Here is a 20,613-nt window from a genome sequence, read left to right on the forward strand (position 1 = left end):
TTAACCACACAATGTTCCCACCAGATAATCGATAAATAAACGCACCCTTGGCGGCAAATTTTTACGACTGGGGTAAAGAATATTCATGGTAGTACTGATCTGATAGAAGTCCGGAAACAATCGCACCAGCGATGCATCAGGCAACTTATCAATCAAAAAACTGGCAATCGATCCCACACCCAAACCATTTTGCACCATGGTCATGACGCCAAGCGGAGAATTACTGCTGTGTTTGCTATGGAATTTGACCTGATGTTGTACGCCCTCTTGATTGGTTAAAGTTAGGGTTTGGTTAGGCAGATTTAAGCGTGTGAGATAGACCCAATCGTGCTGCTCTAAATCCTGAATCGTATGGATCGGCGGCGCGTTCTCTAAATAGGTTTGACTGGCATAAATACCTAACTCAAAAGGCGCTATAACACGGCCAACTAAAGAGGATGACGTCAGCTCACCAATTCGGATCACCATATCCAGATTAGAATCCACCAAATCTTGCAGTCCATCATCGAGCTGAATATCGAAATTCACCTTAGGGTACTGCTTATAAAACTCAGCCAGTAGCGGGTTGAGCAAAAAAGTGCCGACATCAATAGTGGTACCAATGCGGATCGTTCCGGAAACTTCTGACGCTAAGTGGTTAACGGAGCAAAGCGCCTCCTCCGCAATATTCAATAATCCGTGGCTGCGTTGATAAAATGTGTCCCCCTCTGTGGTTAAACTGATTTTACGGGTAGTTCGGTTTAGCAAGCGCACATTCACTGTTTTTTCTAAAGCGGTGATCTGTTCACTGACCTTAGATTTGGTCATACCTAATGCTTCTGCTGCACAAGTAAAAGAACCACACTCAACCACTTTATTGAATATCACTATGCGTTTTAACTCATTTAGCATGACTGTTCCTTTATTAGTAACTTTGGGTTCTATTTTCATTATCTAGTCAGTACAAGGAATAGCAGAAATAATAATTCCGCCTGTTAGAGATGAGTAATTTTTATTGGTTTCAAGCAGATTTCATATAACCAAACGATTTTTTGAATTTGTGGCATTAATTCCAATTCCTATGTGCGGAATTAATTCACCTAGAGTAGATGTACGGTGAGATGAGTAGATACGTTATCCAATTATTGATGAATGGTTCAATAATGAGCCAAGATGTCATTCTCATTTGTGCACAAATTACTCAACAAGAAAACGACCGTATTGAATATGTTGAATTGCATTCAACCAATCCAACGAATGAGGAAAATTTATGCTCGATGCTCAACAAGAAACCTATGTGGAGAAGATCTCATTTATTCTTCTAAATCAACTGATTGCACAATGCAATGCCAGTTACAACGGGCTTGCTCACTTAAAAAGTCAAATTCGTAGATTTGTAAATAGCCAAGAGAAAATTAAATTACTCCTCCCCGCTTTCCCCTGTAAAACAAATAACTTAGATAAAGTACTTAGCCATACACCCGATCTCGGTGAATATGTCGTTTTAAGAAAGTTTGTTCAATGCATCCGTGACATTGAATCCGTTTATGAACCGGGTGTGACGTTTTATATCTTTTCTGACTATCATACATTCTCTGATTATATCTCCGTCGACTTAGACCACCATTATGATTACTCAGACAATCTGCGTAAAATGGTAGCAAACATGAATTGCAGTGATGCATTAAAAATTGTCAATTTCGAACATTTTGATGAATTTTCCGATCTGAAAGACACGGAATATTTTGATGGATTACGTGAGAAGTTTGGTGATCCTGACTATGCAGAGAATTTCACTGAACTTAAATTAAAAAATAATAAGATGAATCAAACCTATCTGGGTTTGAAAAAGTTCATGAATCAGGATCAGAAATTCGTTCTTGCTCCTCTCTCATACAAAGATCGCCGACGTCGCCTTGCGGATATCGCTAAGGGGATGATGGTGCAGGGCAAAGCGCTGGATAACTTCTTGCAGCAAAAATTTGCCGATTGCATTCGATTAAGCATTCATGAACATCCGATGATAGGTAAGAAATACTCGTTGTTTCTGTTCCATGAACGCCAATTCAAAACGCCTTGGCACAGTACTTTGTTGTTTGATGCCAGCCGCGGCGAATTCATTATTGATAGTAAAGAAAATCACTTAAAACGTTCTGGGGTGATCTTGCCTGTCACTCATGATGGCAAGCCTTGGTGTTACCTGCAATTGAGCGCAGCCGATGAAGTGCACGCCCATGCGCTGCGCCAAATACGGGCAGAATTACAACATGAAAAATCGGGGTTGTATTTAGAGTGCCCAGCCAATCGCGCTTCACTGGATATGCTACTTCCCAAAGAGCTCAGCCAGCTGGTCAAAGAATTTGGCTCGGTTCTGCTGCGCGGTTTTGCGCCACTGGCTGACTCTGAACAGCTACAAACTTGGTACCTCAATCACCGTTCTGCCGTCACTTGGGCTTATGAGGTTAGCGTACAAGCCTTCAAAGGCAGTGCTGGTGAGCAACCTTTACATTGGGAGCTCTCCTGCCCACCCGCTTATATGGCCGTACACCCACATCGCTATCAATATGAAGATTACACCCCCCATGAGTACGCGGTTTACAGCGTTGCATCCCCTGACTCGAATACTTGGACCGTGGTTGACGCTGCACTCGCCGTCCTGACCATCAACGGTCAAGAGCGCGAACAGCTGCGTAACACCATCATGCACTACAGCAACTTTTCACCTGAACATGGCGGGAATACTTTACACCCCCTCGTCCGTTACTGTTCGACATCACGCCAAGATGTGCTGCGTTGGCAAGATTTTCAGCATGCGCAGGGCTACCTCACTCATTTAGAAGGGGTCAGCGAATTAACCGAGCAGTCGCGGATCTATCAACGCCTCAACACGTTATGTCATGAGCCAAGAGTTTGCTTTGAGTACAGGCTACAAACCGGCGATTTGCTGTTGGTGAATAATTTAACCACCTTGCAAGCGAGCCATACGAGTTCGATGCATAACGAATACTGGTCTATTCATCTACAACCAGACTCAATCAACTCACCTTGGCAGCCGCACAATCGTATTGTTGAACAAGCTGAACTCACCTCGGCTTAGGCTTCAGCCAAAGCAGCAAGTCGGTTAAGAACGCAAAAAGCCGAGGCACTCGCCTCGGCTTTCTATTAGTGTTGTCTTATCACTCGCGATTAGCCATTTTTCGGTGGCATAAACGCCGTCAGTTCCAACGCCGGCCCTGTGTACTTTTCAATACGCACCAGAGAAGAGTTCGCCGCACAGCCATTGGCCAAACGTGAAGTCGGAATGTCTGAAGTCAGCACATTCGCACCACCGTTTTTACATAAGCCAGTTTGCGGATCAAGATCTGGCCAGCCGCCTTCGTGAATACAGACTGAGCCTTGTTTGATGCGATCCGTCACCAAAGCGCCGACCAGTACTTGGCCACGCTGGTTATAGGCACGAACCAAATCGCCCGTTTGAATGCCGCGTGATGCCGCATCTTCTGGGTGGATCCAAATCGGCTCACGGTTAGCAATCGCATACTCTTCCCGCAATTGAGCGTAGTTGAATTGACTGTGCAAACGGTGCGCCGCGTGCGCCGTCATTAATTGCAACTCGCCCTGCTTCGCATTACCGGTAAATTCATCAGGAGCCAACCAGGTTGGATGGGCTGGACAATCAGGTAAATTAAAGCCCGCCAGAGTTTTAGAGTAAATCTCAATCTTGCCGCTCGGTGTACCTAATGGATTGAGGATCGGATCCGCGCGAAAATCGGCGTAACGCACAAACTGAGCATTTTTCGCGTTCCACTTCATTTCAATCAGCTGGTTATCTTCCCAGAACTTACTGAAATTCGGCATCGCCACTCGTGCTGCACGGCCGCTCTTCTGCGCGGTTTTGTAGAAACCGTACAACCATTCCATCTCGGTTTTGCCTTCGGTAAACACATCACGGCCTCCGGGACGGATCATTTCCGCCATATCGGCAAACACATCAAAGTCGTTACGCGCTTCGCCTTGTGGCTCCACCACCTGTTTCATCGGCACCAAGTGTTGGTTACTGTAGTCACCCGTCATGGTCAAGTCATTACGCTCAAACGTTGTGGTGATCGGAAGTACGATATCGGCATGCTTCGCCGCCGCTGTCCAATACGGCTCTGAAATCACAATCAGCTCAGGCTTTTGCCACGCTTTGATCAGACGATTGGTGTCTTGATGGTGGGTAAAGTTGGCACCACCCGCCCACCAGATCATCTTGATCTCAGGGAAGGTCAGCGTGTGACCATTGTGTTGATAGGTCCCGCCCGGATTCTCCAACGCTTCCACAATACGCGCGACCGGGAAACTTTGCGTCGCCCCTGAAATCGCCCAATCATTCCCCGCCGAAGATCCACCACCAATAGCTGCCGAAATGGCAGGCAGTACACCCGCGTCACGCGCGGGGTTCCCGCCATTCGAGTAATGGTAGGAGAAACCAAAACCACCGCCCGGCAAGCCAATTTGCCCCAACATCGCGGCTAAGGTGACCACCATCCAGTGACGCTGCTCACCATATTGTTGACGCTGCATACCCCAGCCTGCCATTAGCATGGTGCGATGGTTGCTGAAAATCTCAGCCAGCGTTTCTAGTTGCTTGGCTGGTACGCCACAAATGCCTTCTGCCCATTGCGCGGACTTTTCAACGCCATCTTCTTTACCCAGCAAATACGCTTCAAAGCGATCGTAACCTACGGTGTATTTGTCCAAGAAGGCTTTATCGTGCTTACCTTGTTTGATCAGCGAGTGCGCGATGCCCATCATCATCGCCACATCTGTCATTGGGTGTGGGGCAATCCATTGAGCTTGCTCACCGAAAAACTCGATGGTTTCGGAGCGGATCGGATCAATACCGATAATGGTTTTGCCGGATTTTTTCAGTTGATGGAAGAATTCAAGACCTGCGCAATCGGTCGAGCTCCACGCAATTTTCAATGTGTTGATCGGGTTTAACCCCCACAGAACCACCACATCACTGTGCTCTAGCACTACGGGGTAAGTGGTTTGCTGCTCATACACTTCAATCGAACCAACCACGTGCGGCATGATGATTTGCGCCGCGCCAGTTGAGTAATCTCCCAAGTGGCCTGAATAGCCGCCCGCCATACTCATATAGCGTTGCAATAAAGTTTGAGCTTTATGCAGCACGCCACTGGAGCGCCAACCATAAGAGCCAGCAAACACCGAGGCTGGACCATAGGTTTTGCGAATGCGCATATGCTGCTCATGGATTAAGCGATACGCGTCATCCCACGATACGCGTACAAACTCATCACTGCCACGTACTCCTTTCGGCGCGGATGGGTTTGCTAAAAAGCCTTTGCGAACCATAGGGTATTTAACCCGCGCTTGGGTATATACCTGATCGGGGCCTGTCGATTGCAAGCTGTTCGGTACGGTTTGCGCCAGCGCATTTTTGGTCGCAACCATTTTGCCATCTTGCACTTCACAGAGAAGTGGCCCCATACGTCCAGCCGTTAACACGCCTTTGCCACGCGCATTATCACTGGCAACAGAGAGTGGCGAGAATGAAGTGAAAGCCATTGCACCAGCAGCCATACCAGTGCCTTTTAAAAATCCACGACGGGTGATTTTAGTCATAACGTTATCCCTCTACTTGTACTCAGTGACCAACCACATCTTTGGCGTGGTGTTGGAAGAACTTGGTGAGAATTTCTAGGTTCTCGGCAGAAATATCTGTCCGTTCTCCCATACTTTTCGCCACTGGCCCCCAAGCATTCACGGTAAAGTGACTGGCTGGAATTTTCGCATGGCAGGTCGCACAGTAAACGTTATCAAGCTGTTCGGCATAAGACCAAACCGGCTCTAAACTATCCACCACAGGCGATGTGATGGTGGCGGTTAAATTCACCGCGCGCCATTGGTTACCGTAAGCATCGGTTTTATAGTCTTGTGCTTGCAGCGCTTGTTGGCCTTGCTCGGTTAAAGTCGCGACAACCGCACGTTGCCCCTCACCCATATACAGGACTTGTTCTGCGCCTTTCATTTGGTAAGCGTTGATTTGCACGGTACGTTCAGTGCCCTTGGTACTCACAACATCCAGAGCAGTCGTCGGGTTGATCGTACCCAGTTCACCCATCGCAATCGCGGTGACAGGGTAAACGCGCTGCGCGTCAGCGGCCGTTTTTTCGGTAAAGGCCATCAAGGTTTCAAAGGCTTTGCTATCAAGCTCCGCTTCAGGTGCGAAGTGCGCGACACCTTTGTGGCAATCAATACAGGTTTGGTTATTAGCTTTGGCGTAGTTGTGCATTTTCACCGCTTCGTGTGACTGCTCAAACGGCTCCATGGCATCAAAATCATGGCAAGAGCGACACGTTGCCGAATCGTTACCGCGCATCTGCTGCCATACCATCTCCGCTAACTCTTGGCGGTGCGCCTCATACTTCTCAGGCGTATCAATCTTACCTGTTACAAATTCGTGGTAGATGTCTTTGGTCGCTCGTACCTTAGTGACGAGATAACCGATAGGATCGCTCGGAATATGGCAATCGGCACATTCGGCGCGAATGCCTTTCGCATTGGAAAAGTGAACAGAGCCTTGATACTCCTTAAAAGGGATCTCCATAGAATGGCAGGAGAGACAAAACTCGGTGCTTGAGGTGTAATGCATCACTGCAGCACTGCCACCTAAAGTGACCCAGCCAATTGCCACCCCAATGGCAACAAGCAGTGCAACATACCTTTTTTTGATCGACATAAGCTTACACATCCTTTTACATTTATAAATATGCGATCATCCTACCCCTTTTGGGGTATGAGATATTGATCCGCATCATATACGTGCTACGACAAGCGTGCTTATGTGATGTTGAGTCAAACCTATCGCGGACTATCTTCACTGCCCCTCCACGGATTTCAACCAACCTCTTTACTTATTGGTAACTCTCTAAACAAGTGCCATAAAAAATTCACCCCAGCGTAACTGAGGTGAATTTGGCGATAAAAGAAACTCAACGAACGGATTTACTGAGCATTATTCATCTGGCTAAGTTTATCCCCAACCGGTTTGGAAAAATTAAAGTCGTCGTGCTTATCCCAGTTGATTGACCAGGTCATCACGCCTGCATAATTGGGGTAGGCAAAGGCTGGTTTGATGGTGCCGCAGCGGGTTCCTTTGGTTAAACAATCCAACGCATCAAGGATATTTTGGGTTGGAGCTTGACCTGAATTTGCCGAACTTGGACCTGACGGCAAACCAATGGCCACTTGGTCGTCACGCAATGGTTCAAAGCGTGTCCCGTTGGCTAAGGTGAAGCCTTCAATCAACATTTTTGATTGGGCGACCATCATATCCACAGAGCCTTCTGGTGCCGCACTCGGTGTATATGGGTTAGGTAAACCACCGTTGTTGTAGAGCTGAACATGCAGAATATCAAGCGTATCGCGCACTTCGTTAATCACCGGAATGTAAGCGCCCCAAATTCCACTGTAAGCGACCATACCCCCTTGCACATAAGGGTGTTCAGGCGCCATAGTGAGGAACATATCACCACCGATATTTTTCTCGATTTGCTTCAATGCTCGGCCTAAGCGCGCTTGAATTTGTGAGCCATGAACAAGGTTTGAACCACTTTCGAGATCCACATCCAACCCATCAAAGCCCCATTCTTTGATCAACGCAGTCAGGCTGCTCACGAAGTTGGCTTCATCTTGATCAGTGTTAAGGGTAATAGTGCCTTCAGCGCCACCTAAGGAAAGGACAAATACTTTACCTTTCGCTTGTAGTGCTTTCATATCTTGCTTGAATTGCGCAGGATCGAGCGCAGGACAACTGCTGTAAATATCACCGGCATACAGGTTGAAATGTACCGTTCCGGTACTGTTGCGATCGTTTTCTGCAAAGGCAATATCAATCACATCCCACGCTTGTGACATATCCGCCAAACGAATTGGGCAACCCGCACCATTGACGAAGTTATGCCAGTAACCGATCAGACGATGTTTCTTCTGCGCTTGCTCTACCACGCTGATTGCGGCAGCGGAAGAGGTCACGCTCGTTCCTGCTGCGTCAGTCGCTTTCGCGGCAACGGTATAGTTACCAATCGCACTTGGCGTCCAACTGTAAGCAAAAGGCTCTGTTGTATCCGTTGCAACTACCGCGCCGTTGACCACAAACTCCACTTTCGCCACATTATTGGTTAGTGACGTAGCATCGGCGGCAATGTTGACCGGTTTACCTAGACCAACGGTTTGGCCGGATGTCGGCGAAGTCAGTGAAACCACCAGATCTTGATCGCTCACCGTCACGCTGACTGCGCTTTCACTGGTGTTACTGTCGTTGTCGGTTGCGACTGCTTTCAGGGTTTGATTCCCTGTAGTGGTGGCTATCCAGTTAACCGCATAAGGCGCTTGAGTCACCACGCCTAAGCTGTTGTTGCCCGCAAAAAACTCCACTTGCGTGACCGAGCCATCGGCATCACTGGCTTGCGCCGCCACACTGACGGTTGAGCCAGCAAGAATCACTTGGTTAGCCGTTGGGTTGGTTAATGTCACGACAGGTGGGGTTGAACAAGCGCCTAAACCACTCCATGCTTCTTTCCAATAACTTCCAACCCCTGGCTCATACGCCCAACCGGAGCTGGAAGAACACCAACCGGCGATATCACAGCGATATTTTTGGTTCTTATTTTGTACCAACTGCCCTGCCGAATACGCGGTTCCCGCCGAATACACAGGTAAACCCGCGCAACCTGCATTCGAGCCACTGCCGACCGTTAAAGTCACTTCTTGGCTCAGGGTAGACAGGTTGTCGTTATCAATCGCTTTGGCTTTAAAGGTATGGCTGCCGACAGCGGCATTCCAATTAAACTGATAAGGCTCAGAGCTATCGGTCACAACAAGTTGGCCATCAACATAAAATTCAACAGCGTTGACAGCGCCATCACTGTCAGTGGTATTTGCGGCCACGGCTAGAACATCGCCCACGGTTAGCTGTTCACTGCCCGTCGGGCTAGTCAACGTCACAGTTGGCGGAACTGGGTTACCGGTAGGCGTTACGCTGATATTTACGGTGCTGCTGGTGGTTGCACCTTGGTTATCGGTCGCAATCGCGGTCACTGAAGTGGCTCCTAGCGTTGCCGTCCAGTCCACTTGATATGGGGCTTGTTGGTCAATCGCGATACGCTGTGTGCCGACTAAAAACTCCACTTGAGTGATGCTGCCATCACTATCTGAGGCATTGGCTTGTAATCCGACGACGGAGCCTTGTGGGATCTTGGCGTTATTGAGTGGTGATTGAATGGACACTTGAGGTGGGTTATTCGCCCCTCCGTCACACTGTCCAAGAATTTGCCATGCGTCCCATTGACCAGAATGGGTTGCCGGATCGTTACCCTGAGTCCAGTAACGCGCTTGGTAAGCGGTGTTGGTTTTTTGAACTTTATCACTGCCAACATACACTGTACTGCTGTCCCACACTGGCACTCCGGCACAGTTATAGGCTTGTGCTGAGTAACTTACCCCCAAACTGGCGGTAATCACGGCGGCTAAACAATAGCGCTTCATGTTTCTCTCCTGTATTAGATGATGTCGCTTATAACTAATACTCCAGAGTGAAAGATTTGCATGTTAATCAATGGAATAGTTTACCGTTCTCGGCACAGTGTCACTGCTTCTTCTGTGGTTAATCATCGCTTTCAATTCTTTTTCGGCGCGATTCACGAAATAAAAAGGAGATCTTTAAAACAATCACCACTACTAAAAGCGGTGATTTAGGAATGACAAAAAAAAGGCCAGCATACTCGCTGGCCTCAATCCATCAACCTGTGATCACAGTGATAAAATCACCCCAGCGATCGATGCGCTCATTAGGTTAGCCAATACGCCTGCGCCAATCGCACGGAAGCCGTATTGGGAGATAAAAGAGCGACGTTCAGGTACAAGGCTACCCAAACCACCAATCAAAATCGCCATGGTAGAAATATTGGCAAAACCACACAGCGCGAAAGTCACAATCGCTTGTGAATGCGCACTCAATTGCTCTTTCACTTCAATCAGTTGAATGAAAGCGACAAACTCGTTCACCACCACTTTGTTACCAATCAACGAGCCTGCCGTGATCGCTTCATGCCATGGAATACCAATCAGCCAAGCTACCGGAGCGAAAACATACCCCATGATCAGTTCAAAGCTTAGCTCGATGCCAAACCAGCCACCAAACCAACCGAGCAAGCCGTTTAACAGCGCTATCACACTCACGAAAGCGAGCAAAGTCGCCCCTACCGCAACAGCAATTTTCACACCCGACATCGCGCCATCCGCAATCGCTTCGACGACGTTAGTGGATTTCGGCAGATCCAACTCATCTTGCGCAATCGCGGCATCGACGTGTTCGGTTTCTGGCAACATGATTTTTGCCATCAAGAGACCCGCAGGGGCAGACATGAAAGCCGCCGCGATCAGATAGTTCAATTCCACACCTAAAGAGGCATAACCAACCAAAGTACCGCCAGCAACCGACGCTAAGCCGCCAGTCATCACTGCAAAGAATTGCGAATCGGTCATTTTATGAAGATAAGGTTTCACCACCAGCGGCGCTTCAATCATACCCACGAAAATGTTTGCGGTAGCAGAAAGGGATTCTGCACGGCCTGTGCCAAGCAATTTCTGTAAACCACCACCGATGAGGTTAATCACTTTCGGCATGATGCCTAAATGGTAAAGGCCAGAAATCAGTGCAGAGAAGAAAATGATGATGCCAAGGACATTAATCGCAAACACAAAACCTACGCTGCCATTGGCGAGGCCACCAAACACAAAACCGATACCATCTTGCCCATAGTTGATCAGTTGTGACACCGCGCCCGTCACACGATTGAGTGCCTCTTTACCCGCAGGTACATACAGCACCAGTAAGGCGAAGAAGATTTGCAGCAGTAACGCTAAAGAAACTGTACGCAAGTTGATATTTTTTCTATTGGTAGAAAATAGCCACGCAACCAGCAAAATTGCGCCCATACCGAGGAGTGATGACATAACGCCGCCCAAAATGTGATTAGAACAGGAAAGGCGGCGATTTTAGTGAAGGAAATCGTATGCGCAAGGTGAGTTTGTTAATCACTCATTACCAAACCGGTAATCAAAATGCGTCTTTTCATAACTTGCTGATTTTATTAAGCCTAAACGTTTGCTTTTGAGTTATCTTTTCCATTGGGAAAATATCTTTTTAAAAACAGCAATAATCCTCATGGGATATACCCAAGCGATCTCCTGTTGCACTAGCAAGCCAGTGAGCCTATCTCACCGAGTATCGAAAGGCGGCGTCATTAAGGAGAGCAAACATGATCCACACGGCTACGGCGTTAAGTCGCCAGAAGCTATTCTGCTGCAAAACGAACATAAGGTTGTAAACGAGTATCCCAGTAACAAGGCGTACCGAGCCGCTGTTTGATAAATTCAATCACCGCCGATGTTTTTTTCGGCATATGTTGACGACTGGGATACACCGCATAAAACGGCATCTGTTGATTGGCGGACCACTCAGGCAGCAGTTGAATAAGCTGCCCTGTGCGAAATTCATCTCGCAGCAAATAGGTCGCTAAATAAGCGATTCCCCATCCTGCCACGGCAGCATCGCGTACCGCTTCCGCCAGATCGACCGAGTAGTTTCCGGCCACTTTAATGGTTTGATTGTGTCCATCTCGGCTGAATGACCAACGGGTGTAATCGCGCTCCCAGCTTCGATAAATCAAGCAGTTATGCTCCATTAAGGCCATAGGTTCTGTGGGTGATCCATAAGGCAGCAGGTAGTCTGGCGATGCGGCCACCACAAAACGGCAGTCGGCAATGCGCTGCGCCACATAACCCTCTGGTAGCTGCTCGTTACTGGTTATCCATAAATCCAACCCTTCCTTGAGCATATCGACTTTATGATCAAATAGATGCACTTCGACGTTCAACTCAGGATATTGTTGGCGAAGCTGCTCCAAAGCAGGCAACACATGCAAGGTGCCAAAAGATTGCGATAAACCAAGTCTAATCAGCCCTGTCACTTCATCACGCTGATCTTCCATTTCACTTTGTGCATTGGTCACAATCGTTAAAAGTTCACGGCACTGGGCATAAAACAGATTCCCAGCATCCGTCAGAGTAAAGCTGCGCGTGGTGCGCTGCACCAGTTTAACGCCCAGCGAGGCCTCTAACGCGGCGAGCTGTTTACTGACATGAGACACCGACACGCCTAGCGCGTGCGCAGCAGCAGTAAAACTTTGATGTTGGATTAACACCGCAAATAAAGCCATTTGGCTCGCGCGTTCAGCAAACAAATCGCATCTCCATCAGCAAACTCTCCCCATCACAGCCTTCTTCATCAACACATCCCGATTACCGAAATGCCTAAAAACCCGTTGCTCACAAACAGAAAAAACAGAGGGCTCAATGAGAGCCCTCTGTTCGCTAATTGCCAATCCGTTGCGTCAATCCAACAGGTTAGAACGCAATCCGATCCGCCAGATGGCTGACCGCCAACGCAAAGTAATGAGAGCGATTCCACTTCATCAATACATTGTAGTTGTTATACACAAGATAAATGCGCCCTGCTTCATCATCAGGCATGATGAGCCACGCTTTAATATCATCAGAAAGCGCTGGCAGCGGTTTACCATCATAACGAGTGACCCCAAGCTTACTCCACTCTTGTAACGTTTTGCCTTTTTCAGGCTGACGTCCTTCTAGAGCATGGTCAAACCCTTTGGGGATTTTCACTTGGCGTCCCCAAGTGTACTTATCATCCCAGCCTGATTGGCTGAGATAGTTAGCCGTAGAAGCAAATACGTCTGAACGTGTTCCCCAAATGTCTTTTTTGCCATCGCCGTTGCCATCAGCGGCAAAATTCAAAAACGAGCTTGGCATAAATTGACACTGCCCCATCGCGCCCGCCCAAGAGCCTTTCATGGCTTCAGGGGCAATGTGACCTTGTTCGAGGATCTGCAAGGCGGCCATGGTTTCTTTACGGAAAAACTCTTCGCGGCGGCCTTCATAGGCCAGCGTCGATAACGCATCAATCACCCGAAAGTTACCCGTGAACGCACCGAAATTACTTTCAACCCCCCACAAGGCAACAATAAATCTCGGTTGTACGCCATACTGCTTACCAATGCGTTGCAGCTCAGTGTAGTGTTTTTCATACAGAGATTGTGCTTGCTTTACTTTCCACTCTGGTACAGCGCGCGGGATGTATTCATCCAGCGTCAACTTTTTCTCTGGCTGATTTTTATCCGCAACGACGGAACGAGGCTTGTATTCCACATCACGAAACGCTTCGTTGAGGATACGTTCGGAAATTCCTTCTTCACGCGCTTGCTGCTTTAGCCTTTCGACATATTGTTCAAAACTGACTTCATTGGCGAGTACGGGTGCCGATAACGCTAGGCCCAGTACTATCGATAATAATTTTTTCAAGATGCCCTCCTTGAGCCATCTTCATCAGGGAGTTTGGCGCGCTTTGCGCTCCTTATGTTGTTCCAGCAAATTTTCTGGTGGCGGCGGTAACTGCAAAAAGAAACCTTGTTCCTGCATGGATTGTTTCACCTTCTCCACATTCACTTGCGCCAACTGACGCTGCTCAAGATTGACCAGCATGACAAAAATAGGTTTACCAAACATCTGTTTTAAGGTGTCAGGGACCTGTGAAAAATCGTCCCGTTTCGGAATATAGAGATAAGAGCCTTCTTTTTTAGGACTTTTGTAAATAGAGCAAAGCATGACAAGCCTTTTATTTCGATTATTGACCACTTAGGGCATTTTGTCTTAATTCAGTTAACTTTGATCAAAATTGATGCCAAATCACTTATTTCACCGCAAGAGAACTTGCTGTGCTTTGGCGCTGAATATAACATGACAGCCCTGTTCTCAGCCAATGCTCTCTCCGTAAGGCATAGAGTTTATTGAGGTCAATGTTACCATGTCGAAAAACCCTGACCTGAAAGGTAGTAGTTTTACTTTGTCGGTATTACACCTTTCTGACAACCAAATTGCGCATACTGTTCAATTTCTTCAAGAAAAGATCGCGCAAGCCCCGGCCTTTTTTGCCAATGCGCCAGTGGTGATCAATGTGGCGAAAGTCGAGGGCGATCTTGATTATCCTGCGTTAAAACAAGGGATCAGCCAAGCGGGTTTAATCCCCGTCGGTGTCACAGGATGTAAAGACAAACGTAGCCAAAACCTTGCCGTCGAAGCCGGTTTTGCAGTAATGACCGCCACAAACTCCCCAGCCCAAGCCCCAGCGCAAATGGCCCCGACCAAAGTGATTCGTACCCCAGTGCGTTCGGGTCAACAGATTTATGCCAAAGACGGCGATCTGGTGATCTTAAGTCACGTTAGTGCAGGGGCTGAAGTGATCGCCGATGGTTCAATCCATATTTATGGCACGTTACGTGGCCGGGCGATTGCCGGAGCGAGTGGTCAACGAGAAGCACGAATTATTTGTCATGATTTGCAAGCGGAATTGATTTCCATCGCTGGCCGCTATTGGTTAAGTGATCAAATTGAAAGTCAGTTCTGGCAACAGAGGGTGATGCTCAGTATGACTGACGAATCGCTCTATCTCGAAACGCTCACGATTTAAGATTGAAAGGAAAAAATAACATGTCGCGCATTATTGTCGTCACGTCAGGAAAAGGCGGGGTTGGCAAAACCACCTCCAGTGCTGCAATTGCTTCAGGTCTCGCGCTGCGAGGCAAAAAAACCGCTGTGATCGATTTTGATATCGGTCTGCGTAATCTCGATTTAATCATGGGCTGTGAGCGCCGCGTGGTGTACGATTTTGTCAATGTCATCAACGGTGAAGCAACGCTTAACCAAGCCTTGATTAAAGACAAACGCAACGAAAACCTGTTCATCCTGCCAGCCTCTCAAACTCGTGATAAAGATGCGCTAACCAAAGATGGCGTACAACGCGTGCTCAATGATCTCAAAGAGATGGGTTTTGACTTCATCATTTGTGACTCACCAGCTGGGATTGAGCAAGGCGCGCTGATGGCGCTGTACTACGCCGACGAAGCGATTGTCACCACCAACCCTGAAGTATCGTCAGTGCGCGACTCTGACCGTATTCTAGGCATTCTCGATTCTAAATCGATGCGGGCGGAGCAAGGCCAAGCGCCGATAAAACAGCATCTGCTGCTCACTCGCTACAACCCTGCACGCGTCACTCAAGGTGAAATGCTCAGTGTGCAAGACGTCGAAGAAATCCTACATGTGCCGCTGCTCGGTGTGATTCCAGAAAGCCAAGCCGTATTGAACGCCTCGAACAAAGGGGTTCCAGTAATTTTTGACGATCAATCCGATGCAGGCCAAGCTTATCAAGATACGGTGGCACGTCTACTTGGTGAACAAGTTGAGTTTCGTTTCCTGACTGAAGCGAAGAAAGGTATTTTCAAACGCTTATTCGGAGGTTAACGCTATGTCATTGCTGGAATTTTTCCGCCCACAGAAGAAGACTTCCGCGAGCGTTGCCAAAGAGCGTCTGCAGATCATTGTGGCTGAGCGTCGTAGCCAAAACGATCCTGCGCCTAGCTACTTGCCACAACTCAAAGAAGACATTCTGAAAGTGATTGCCAAATACGTCGCGATTGACCCATCCATGGTCGAACTCTCTTTTGAGCATAAAGGCGATGATATCTCGGTGCTTGAGCTCAACGTCAAACTGCCGGATGACGAAAAATAACCGCTTCAAGACCCTCATCGATGAGGGTCTTTTATTATCTCCTTTGTCTCTGCTCAACAGGCTCTCTCCAAACGATTTGGCGTTGTCGTCTGTAGGCGGCAAGTAGGAAAGGGGTACCCTTCTCCACAAGCAAATGACCATTTATTATCTGTTGGGAAATATCGCTTTTATTGAGCTAGATCACACACAACTTGTCGCTAAAATGACGCGCGTTTGACTAGGACTTAACGGCATGAGTTCATATTAGTCGTGTTTGTGATGGTCAACCTTTCTTAACCAAGGATCTATGATGAAAAAAAGTATTTTTGCCCTGAGCGCGCTGACTCTCATTCTTGTCGGTTGCGACAACCAACAAGACGCAAAAGTGGAAGTAGAAAAAGTCGTTGATGTTGCGGCAGCACCTGCTGAGCAATCTGCGGCTCAACCATCAACAGCAAGCGTTGATGCAGCGCACAATGCTCAAAACAGCCTAGATTGGGCTGGCATCTATCAAGGCACTCTGCCTTGTGCTGATTGCGGTGGCATTGAAACTGAGCTGACGCTGAACGCGGATGGCACCTACGCGCTAACAGAAAAATACCTCGATAAAGAAGGTGAACCTTTTGCCTCTCAAGGTAGTTTCGTTTGGAATGAAGCTGGTAATATCGTAACACTGCAAACAGGCGACCAAACTGGCAGACAATTCATGGTGGGTGAAAACACGCTGTCCCATCTGGATATGGAAGGTAAGGTTATCGAAGGTGAGCTGGCTGAGTTTTACGTGCTAAGCAAGCAATAAACCGAGTCGCTTATACGCTTTACAAAAATACGGTTTACGAAAAACGCGCCATCCATTGGGCGCGTTTTTTATTGCCTACATTTAAGCTTTGCTTTTCGTTTTCGCTTCAAAGGCGGCGAGTTGCTCTGGCGCCGCAGGCGGCTGGTGGTTTGCCTTCCACTCATCGTAAGTCATACCGTAAACGCGCTCACGCGCATCATCAATATTCAAATCCACCCCCTGTTTTTCCGCTTCAGCAGCGTACCATTTACACAAGCAGTTGCGGCAAAAATCCGCCAAAATCATCAGGTCGATATTCTGAACTTCTTTATGTTGATCAAGATGTTGTAGCAGTTGACGAAACACTGCGGCATCGAGTTTATCTTGCTCGGCTTGGCTGAGTTGTTGATGTTTGAATTGCGCCACGTCACTTTCCTTTTGTGCCATATTGAAGGCGACCAGTATATACCCAAACATAGGCAGATTGCAGTTGAAGCAGGCTTCGGATTTTCGTGATAAAAAAACACCCAGCTTTCGCTGGGTGTTGAATATCATGACTAAATTGGGCGTTGGTCTGTTTTTTAACCTTGGATACCAACAATCAACCAAGGAGCATTGGGGACTGTCAGGTCACGTTCTAAGTGCCATACGTCCTCGATGTTTTCTTCAATACCTTCGACAGCGTCACGATAACGACCGCTGAACTGCAAGCTGAGCTGAGCGCGGTTTGCATCGTAATCTGCACGAACAATCTCTGCATCCACGTACATGACGTCCGTATGTTGATCGCCTTCGTAATTCGCACGCTCGGCTTTAAGATCTTCAAACAGGCTTGGAGAGACATACTCACGAATCGTTTCGAGTTGGTTATGGTTCCACGCCCCTTGCAAGATGCGATAGTGTTCACGTGCACCATTCACAAACGCCACGCGGTCAAAACCGGCTGGGTAATTGTGGGGTACATCGCTCTGAGCGGCACTACCAAAACCACCACCCATAGATTGTGGCTGTTCAAAGTTGTGTACGTTAGGTTGCTCAAACGGCGTGCGGTTCATGCCGCTGTAGGCCGGTTGCTGCTGAGATTGGTTTATGCTGCCTTGCTTCGATGCCAGAAAAGCACGCATCAGCTTGAAGATCACAAACGCAATCAGACCCATGATCAGGATATCCATAAATTGGATACCTTCAAATGCACCGCCAAAGAAGGCAGCAAGCAGACCACCTGCCAGTAGACCGCCGAGCAAACCGCCCATTAAGCCTTTCTTCGCAGAGCTGGCTGGATTCGCCGCATCATTTTTCACGGTGTCATTTTTTTGTTGTTGCTGTTTAGGTGCCGGAGCCGTTTTGTAACTGTTATTACCAAACGACTTACCACCTCCGAATTTTTTGGCCTCAGCAATCGGAGTTACCGCAACCGAAACCATGATTAACGCGATAAGCGAAAACAAACGTTTCATACACTTCCTTAGGGTTCGATGTTATGGGGCTTTGCAGCCGATCTATCTTCTCAAAGTCACTATAGCCAGTTCATCTCGCAATGGAAACGTTTTGCATTTATCGACATGTATCAGAATATTGCAAATCGATTCGTTGACGCTCCTATAGGGGATGTTTAGACTATCGAACGTTGTTCATTATTGAATCCAGATCATGGCTAGACGAAACGATCATACCCGAGAAGAGCTGGTGGCTCTCACCTTAGATAGAGTCAAACAGTTCCTCGATACTCACTCCTATCATGAGCTGAGCTTACGTAAAGTCGCCACTATGATTGGCTACGTGCCCAGCACCTTAGTCAACGTGTTTGGCAATTACAATTTGTTGCTATTGCATGTAGTGGCGCAAACCCTTGATGAATTGGCGCAAGAAGCCCAGCAAGCGGTGAAATCCACCACTTATCCGAAAGATGCACTCTATCAACTCGCTTATTGCTACCATGATTTTGCGAAAAAAAATCCTTATCGCTGGCAGTTAATTTTTGAGCACAATATGAATGGGGAGATGCTGCCCGAGTGGCAAGCTCAACGCATTAATAACATGACCAGCATGTTAGAAGATCTGCTGAAAGTGATTGCGCCTTTGCGTTCAGAGCAAGAAGTGTTGCAGGCGAGCCGCGTATTGTGGTCTGGCGTGCATGGCATCACTATCTTGAGTGTCGATGATAAATTTTTTGCCAATGAACCGATTGATGGTAATGCTTTGATTAATAATCTGCTGAATCACTATCTGGCTAACTGGTAATGGATGAACAAGATGGCAAACCCAACTACGGCTCTCTTAACTGAGCGCCGCTTTTTACCCTATTTCATCACTCAGTTTCTTGGTGCCTTTAACGACAACATTTTTAAAAATGTCTTGTTACTCTTTGTTGCGTTTGCAGGCCCTCAAGCGTTACCTATCTCAAGCAATTTATTCATCAATCTCGCTGCTGGTCTGTTTATTTTGCCTTTTTTCCTCTTCTCTGCGACCGCGGGAGTCTTAGCGGATAAGCTAGAAAAGTCTCGGTATATTCGTTGGGTTAAATTGCTTGAAATCGCCATCATGCTGTGTGGTGCGATAGGTTTTATCACTCAAAGCTACGGAATCTCACTGTTTTTATTGTTTTTGATGGGTACACAATCGGCCTTTTTTGGCCCAGTGAAATACGCATTGCTACCACAACAACTGAAATCGGAAGAGCTCGTCCCCGGTAATGCCTTAGTAGAAACCGGTACTTTTCTGGCGATCTTATTAGGCACCTTAGGGGCTGGACTGATTGCTTCCGCTGATAACGCGCACTACTTCGCCGCGGCTGCGGTAGTGATTTTCGCCGTGCTTGGTTATCTCTCTAGCCGCGCTATCCCACTCGCACCTGCGAGTGCTCCGCATCTCGAATTTCGTTGGCAGCCAATTACGCAAACCAAGCAGACACTCCGCATCGCCAAACGTGATCGCGCCATTTTCCAGTCCATTATGGCGATCAGTTGGTTCTGGTTTCTCGGCGCGGTGTACCTTACTCAGTTTCCTAACTTCACTAAACTGCACCTCAACGGTAATGAAGCCGCGGTCTCTTTCTTACTGGCGCTATTTTCCGTCGGTATTGCCGTCGGCTCACTAGCGTGTGACAAGCTTTCCGGACACCGGATTGAGGTCGGCATTGTACCCTTGGGCAGTGTGGGGATCAGCCTCTTCGGGTATCTGATGGCGACCAGCATTCCCGCCGATCTCCCCATTTTCAGTACTTTTGCGGATTTTGTTACTTACTCCGCGCTATGGCCACTATTTACTTATTTATTATTGATTGGCGTGTTTGGTGGCGTATTCATCGTTCCGCTTTACGCCATGTTGCAGCAACGCGCTAAAGTCACTGAACGTGCGCAAGTGATCGCGGCTCTCAATATCTACAATTCGCTGTTTATGGTCGGCAGTGCCGCACTTGGCATTGTGTGCCTCAGTGTATTGGAGATGAGTATCCCGCAGTTATTTGCGCTCCTGGCTGTGCTTAACGTCTTGGTGGCTTTGTATATTTGCCTACAAGTGCCGATTTTTGCCGTTCGCTTTCTGGTGTGGATCCTCACTCATACGCTGTACCGAGTGCGTCATAAAAACCTGCACCATATTCCAGAACAAGGTGGCGCACTGCTGGTGTGTAACCATGTCAGTTATATGGATGCCCTATTGCTCAGTGCGGTTTGTCCGCGCTTAATTCACTTTGTGATGGAAGAAGAGTACGCCAACCTGCCACTGCTGAAACGTTTCTTGAAACGCGCTGGGGTGATCCCGATTTCTGCCAACAACCGAGCCTCTCTTCGCCGCGCATTTGCGGATATTGAACACTCACTCAACGAAGGGAATTTGGTGTGCATTTTCCCAGAAGGTCGACTTACCGCCGATGGTGAAATGAATCCATTTATGCGTGGCTTAGATTTAATCCTACACCGCAGCCCTGTTCCAGTGGTTCCTCTGGCACTCAAAGGGTTATGGGGCAGTTATTTCAGCCGTTACAAAGGTCGAGCTTGCCAAGGTGTGCCACGCCGTTTTCGCTCACAGTTAGAGATTGAAGCGGGAATGCCAGTTGCCCCGGAGCAAGCCAATGCGACGGTGATGCACGAAAAAGTGGCACAATTGCGTGGCGATTGGCGTTAATCTAGTTCGGTAGCGATGAGCAAAGGGAACACTT

At 47.9% G+C, this 20,613-nt stretch carries 17 protein-coding genes; 7 read left to right on the forward strand and 10 right to left on the reverse strand.

Features of this window, described 5'->3' with window-relative positions:
• Positions 1-891 carry a LysR family transcriptional regulator gene (locus R4537_RS13795; protein WP_000931266.1) on the reverse strand — a complete coding sequence of 297 codons (891 nt, stop codon included), beginning with the start codon at positions 889-891 and terminating at the stop codon, positions 1-3.
• A gap of 358 nt (positions 892-1,249) precedes the next feature.
• Between R4537_RS13795 and R4537_RS13800 the strand changes: the two genes are divergently transcribed.
• On the forward strand, positions 1,250-3,076 hold the full coding sequence (locus R4537_RS13800; protein ID WP_071178474.1) for an L-tyrosine/L-tryptophan isonitrile synthase family protein: 1,827 nt from the start codon (positions 1,250-1,252) through the stop codon (positions 3,074-3,076).
• An 89-nt stretch (positions 3,077-3,165) separates the two neighbouring features.
• On the opposite strand, the gene R4537_RS13805 is transcribed toward R4537_RS13800, so the two are convergent.
• The 7 genes from R4537_RS13805 to R4537_RS13835 form a co-directional block, all read right to left on the reverse strand.
• On the reverse strand, positions 3,166-5,613 hold the full coding sequence (locus R4537_RS13805; protein ID WP_000161728.1) for a molybdopterin guanine dinucleotide-containing S/N-oxide reductase: 2,448 nt from the start codon (positions 5,611-5,613) through the stop codon (positions 3,166-3,168).
• 22 nt (positions 5,614-5,635) lie between these two features.
• A complete protein-coding gene (locus R4537_RS13810; RefSeq protein ID WP_071178475.1) occupies positions 5,636-6,730 on the reverse strand; it encodes a NapC/NirT family cytochrome c in 1,095 nt (364 codons plus the stop codon).
• 266 nt (positions 6,731-6,996) lie between these two features.
• Positions 6,997-9,537: an Ig-like domain-containing protein gene (locus R4537_RS13815; protein ID WP_071178476.1), complete on the reverse strand. Its 2,541-nt coding sequence runs from the start codon at positions 9,535-9,537 to the stop codon at positions 6,997-6,999.
• Positions 9,538-9,801: 264 nt separating this feature from the next.
• Positions 9,802-11,007 carry a NupC/NupG family nucleoside CNT transporter gene (locus tag R4537_RS13820; protein ID WP_000096607.1) on the reverse strand — a complete coding sequence of 402 codons (1,206 nt, stop codon included), beginning with the start codon at positions 11,005-11,007 and terminating at the stop codon, positions 9,802-9,804.
• Between the two features lie 341 nt (positions 11,008-11,348).
• A complete protein-coding gene (locus tag R4537_RS13825; RefSeq protein WP_071178477.1) occupies positions 11,349-12,296 on the reverse strand; it encodes a LysR family transcriptional regulator in 948 nt (315 codons plus the stop codon).
• 163 nt (positions 12,297-12,459) lie between these two features.
• A complete protein-coding gene (locus R4537_RS13830) occupies positions 12,460-13,431 on the reverse strand; it encodes a lytic murein transglycosylase (protein ID WP_000735487.1) in 972 nt (323 codons plus the stop codon).
• Between the two features lie 24 nt (positions 13,432-13,455).
• On the reverse strand, positions 13,456-13,734 hold the full coding sequence (locus R4537_RS13835) for a YcgL domain-containing protein (RefSeq protein ID WP_071178478.1): 279 nt from the start codon (positions 13,732-13,734) through the stop codon (positions 13,456-13,458).
• A gap of 199 nt (positions 13,735-13,933) precedes the next feature.
• Between R4537_RS13835 and minC the strand changes: the two genes are divergently transcribed.
• From minC to R4537_RS13855, 4 genes are all read left to right on the forward strand, one after another.
• A complete protein-coding gene (minC, locus tag R4537_RS13840; protein ID WP_000042149.1) occupies positions 13,934-14,596 on the forward strand; it encodes a septum site-determining protein MinC in 663 nt (220 codons plus the stop codon).
• Between the two features lie 20 nt (positions 14,597-14,616).
• Positions 14,617-15,429, forward strand: a complete 813-nt coding sequence (minD, locus tag R4537_RS13845; protein WP_000086775.1) for a septum site-determining protein MinD — start codon at positions 14,617-14,619, stop codon at positions 15,427-15,429.
• A gap of 4 nt (positions 15,430-15,433) precedes the next feature.
• The gene (gene minE / locus R4537_RS13850) at positions 15,434-15,697 is read left to right on the forward strand and encodes a cell division topological specificity factor MinE (protein WP_000054416.1); all 264 of its coding nucleotides are present in this window, start codon (positions 15,434-15,436) and stop codon (positions 15,695-15,697) included.
• A 289-nt stretch (positions 15,698-15,986) separates the two neighbouring features.
• On the forward strand, positions 15,987-16,475 hold the full coding sequence (locus R4537_RS13855; RefSeq protein WP_000748180.1) for a copper resistance protein NlpE: 489 nt from the start codon (positions 15,987-15,989) through the stop codon (positions 16,473-16,475).
• A gap of 81 nt (positions 16,476-16,556) precedes the next feature.
• On the opposite strand, the gene R4537_RS13860 is transcribed toward R4537_RS13855, so the two are convergent.
• Positions 16,557-16,880 carry a DUF1244 domain-containing protein gene (locus R4537_RS13860; protein ID WP_071178479.1) on the reverse strand — a complete coding sequence of 108 codons (324 nt, stop codon included), beginning with the start codon at positions 16,878-16,880 and terminating at the stop codon, positions 16,557-16,559.
• Positions 16,881-17,035: 155 nt separating this feature from the next.
• Positions 17,036-17,911, reverse strand: a complete 876-nt coding sequence (locus R4537_RS13865) for a Tim44 domain-containing protein (RefSeq protein ID WP_000825368.1) — start codon at positions 17,909-17,911, stop codon at positions 17,036-17,038.
• Between the two features lie 193 nt (positions 17,912-18,104).
• Here R4537_RS13865 and R4537_RS13870 point away from each other — a divergent pair, with 193 nt between their 5' ends.
• Both R4537_RS13870 and R4537_RS13875 read left to right on the forward strand, forming a co-directional pair.
• Complete coding sequence (locus R4537_RS13870; protein ID WP_000113994.1) at positions 18,105-18,695, forward strand: TetR/AcrR family transcriptional regulator; 591 nt, start codon at positions 18,105-18,107, stop codon at positions 18,693-18,695.
• Positions 18,696-18,707: 12 nt separating this feature from the next.
• A complete protein-coding gene (locus R4537_RS13875; protein ID WP_071178480.1) occupies positions 18,708-20,579 on the forward strand; it encodes an MFS transporter in 1,872 nt (623 codons plus the stop codon).
• Positions 20,580-20,613 lie beyond the last annotated feature (34 nt).

It is taken from the genome of Vibrio paracholerae (genome assembly GCF_037672085.1).
Classification (GTDB): domain Bacteria; phylum Pseudomonadota; class Gammaproteobacteria; order Enterobacterales; family Vibrionaceae; genus Vibrio; species Vibrio cholerae.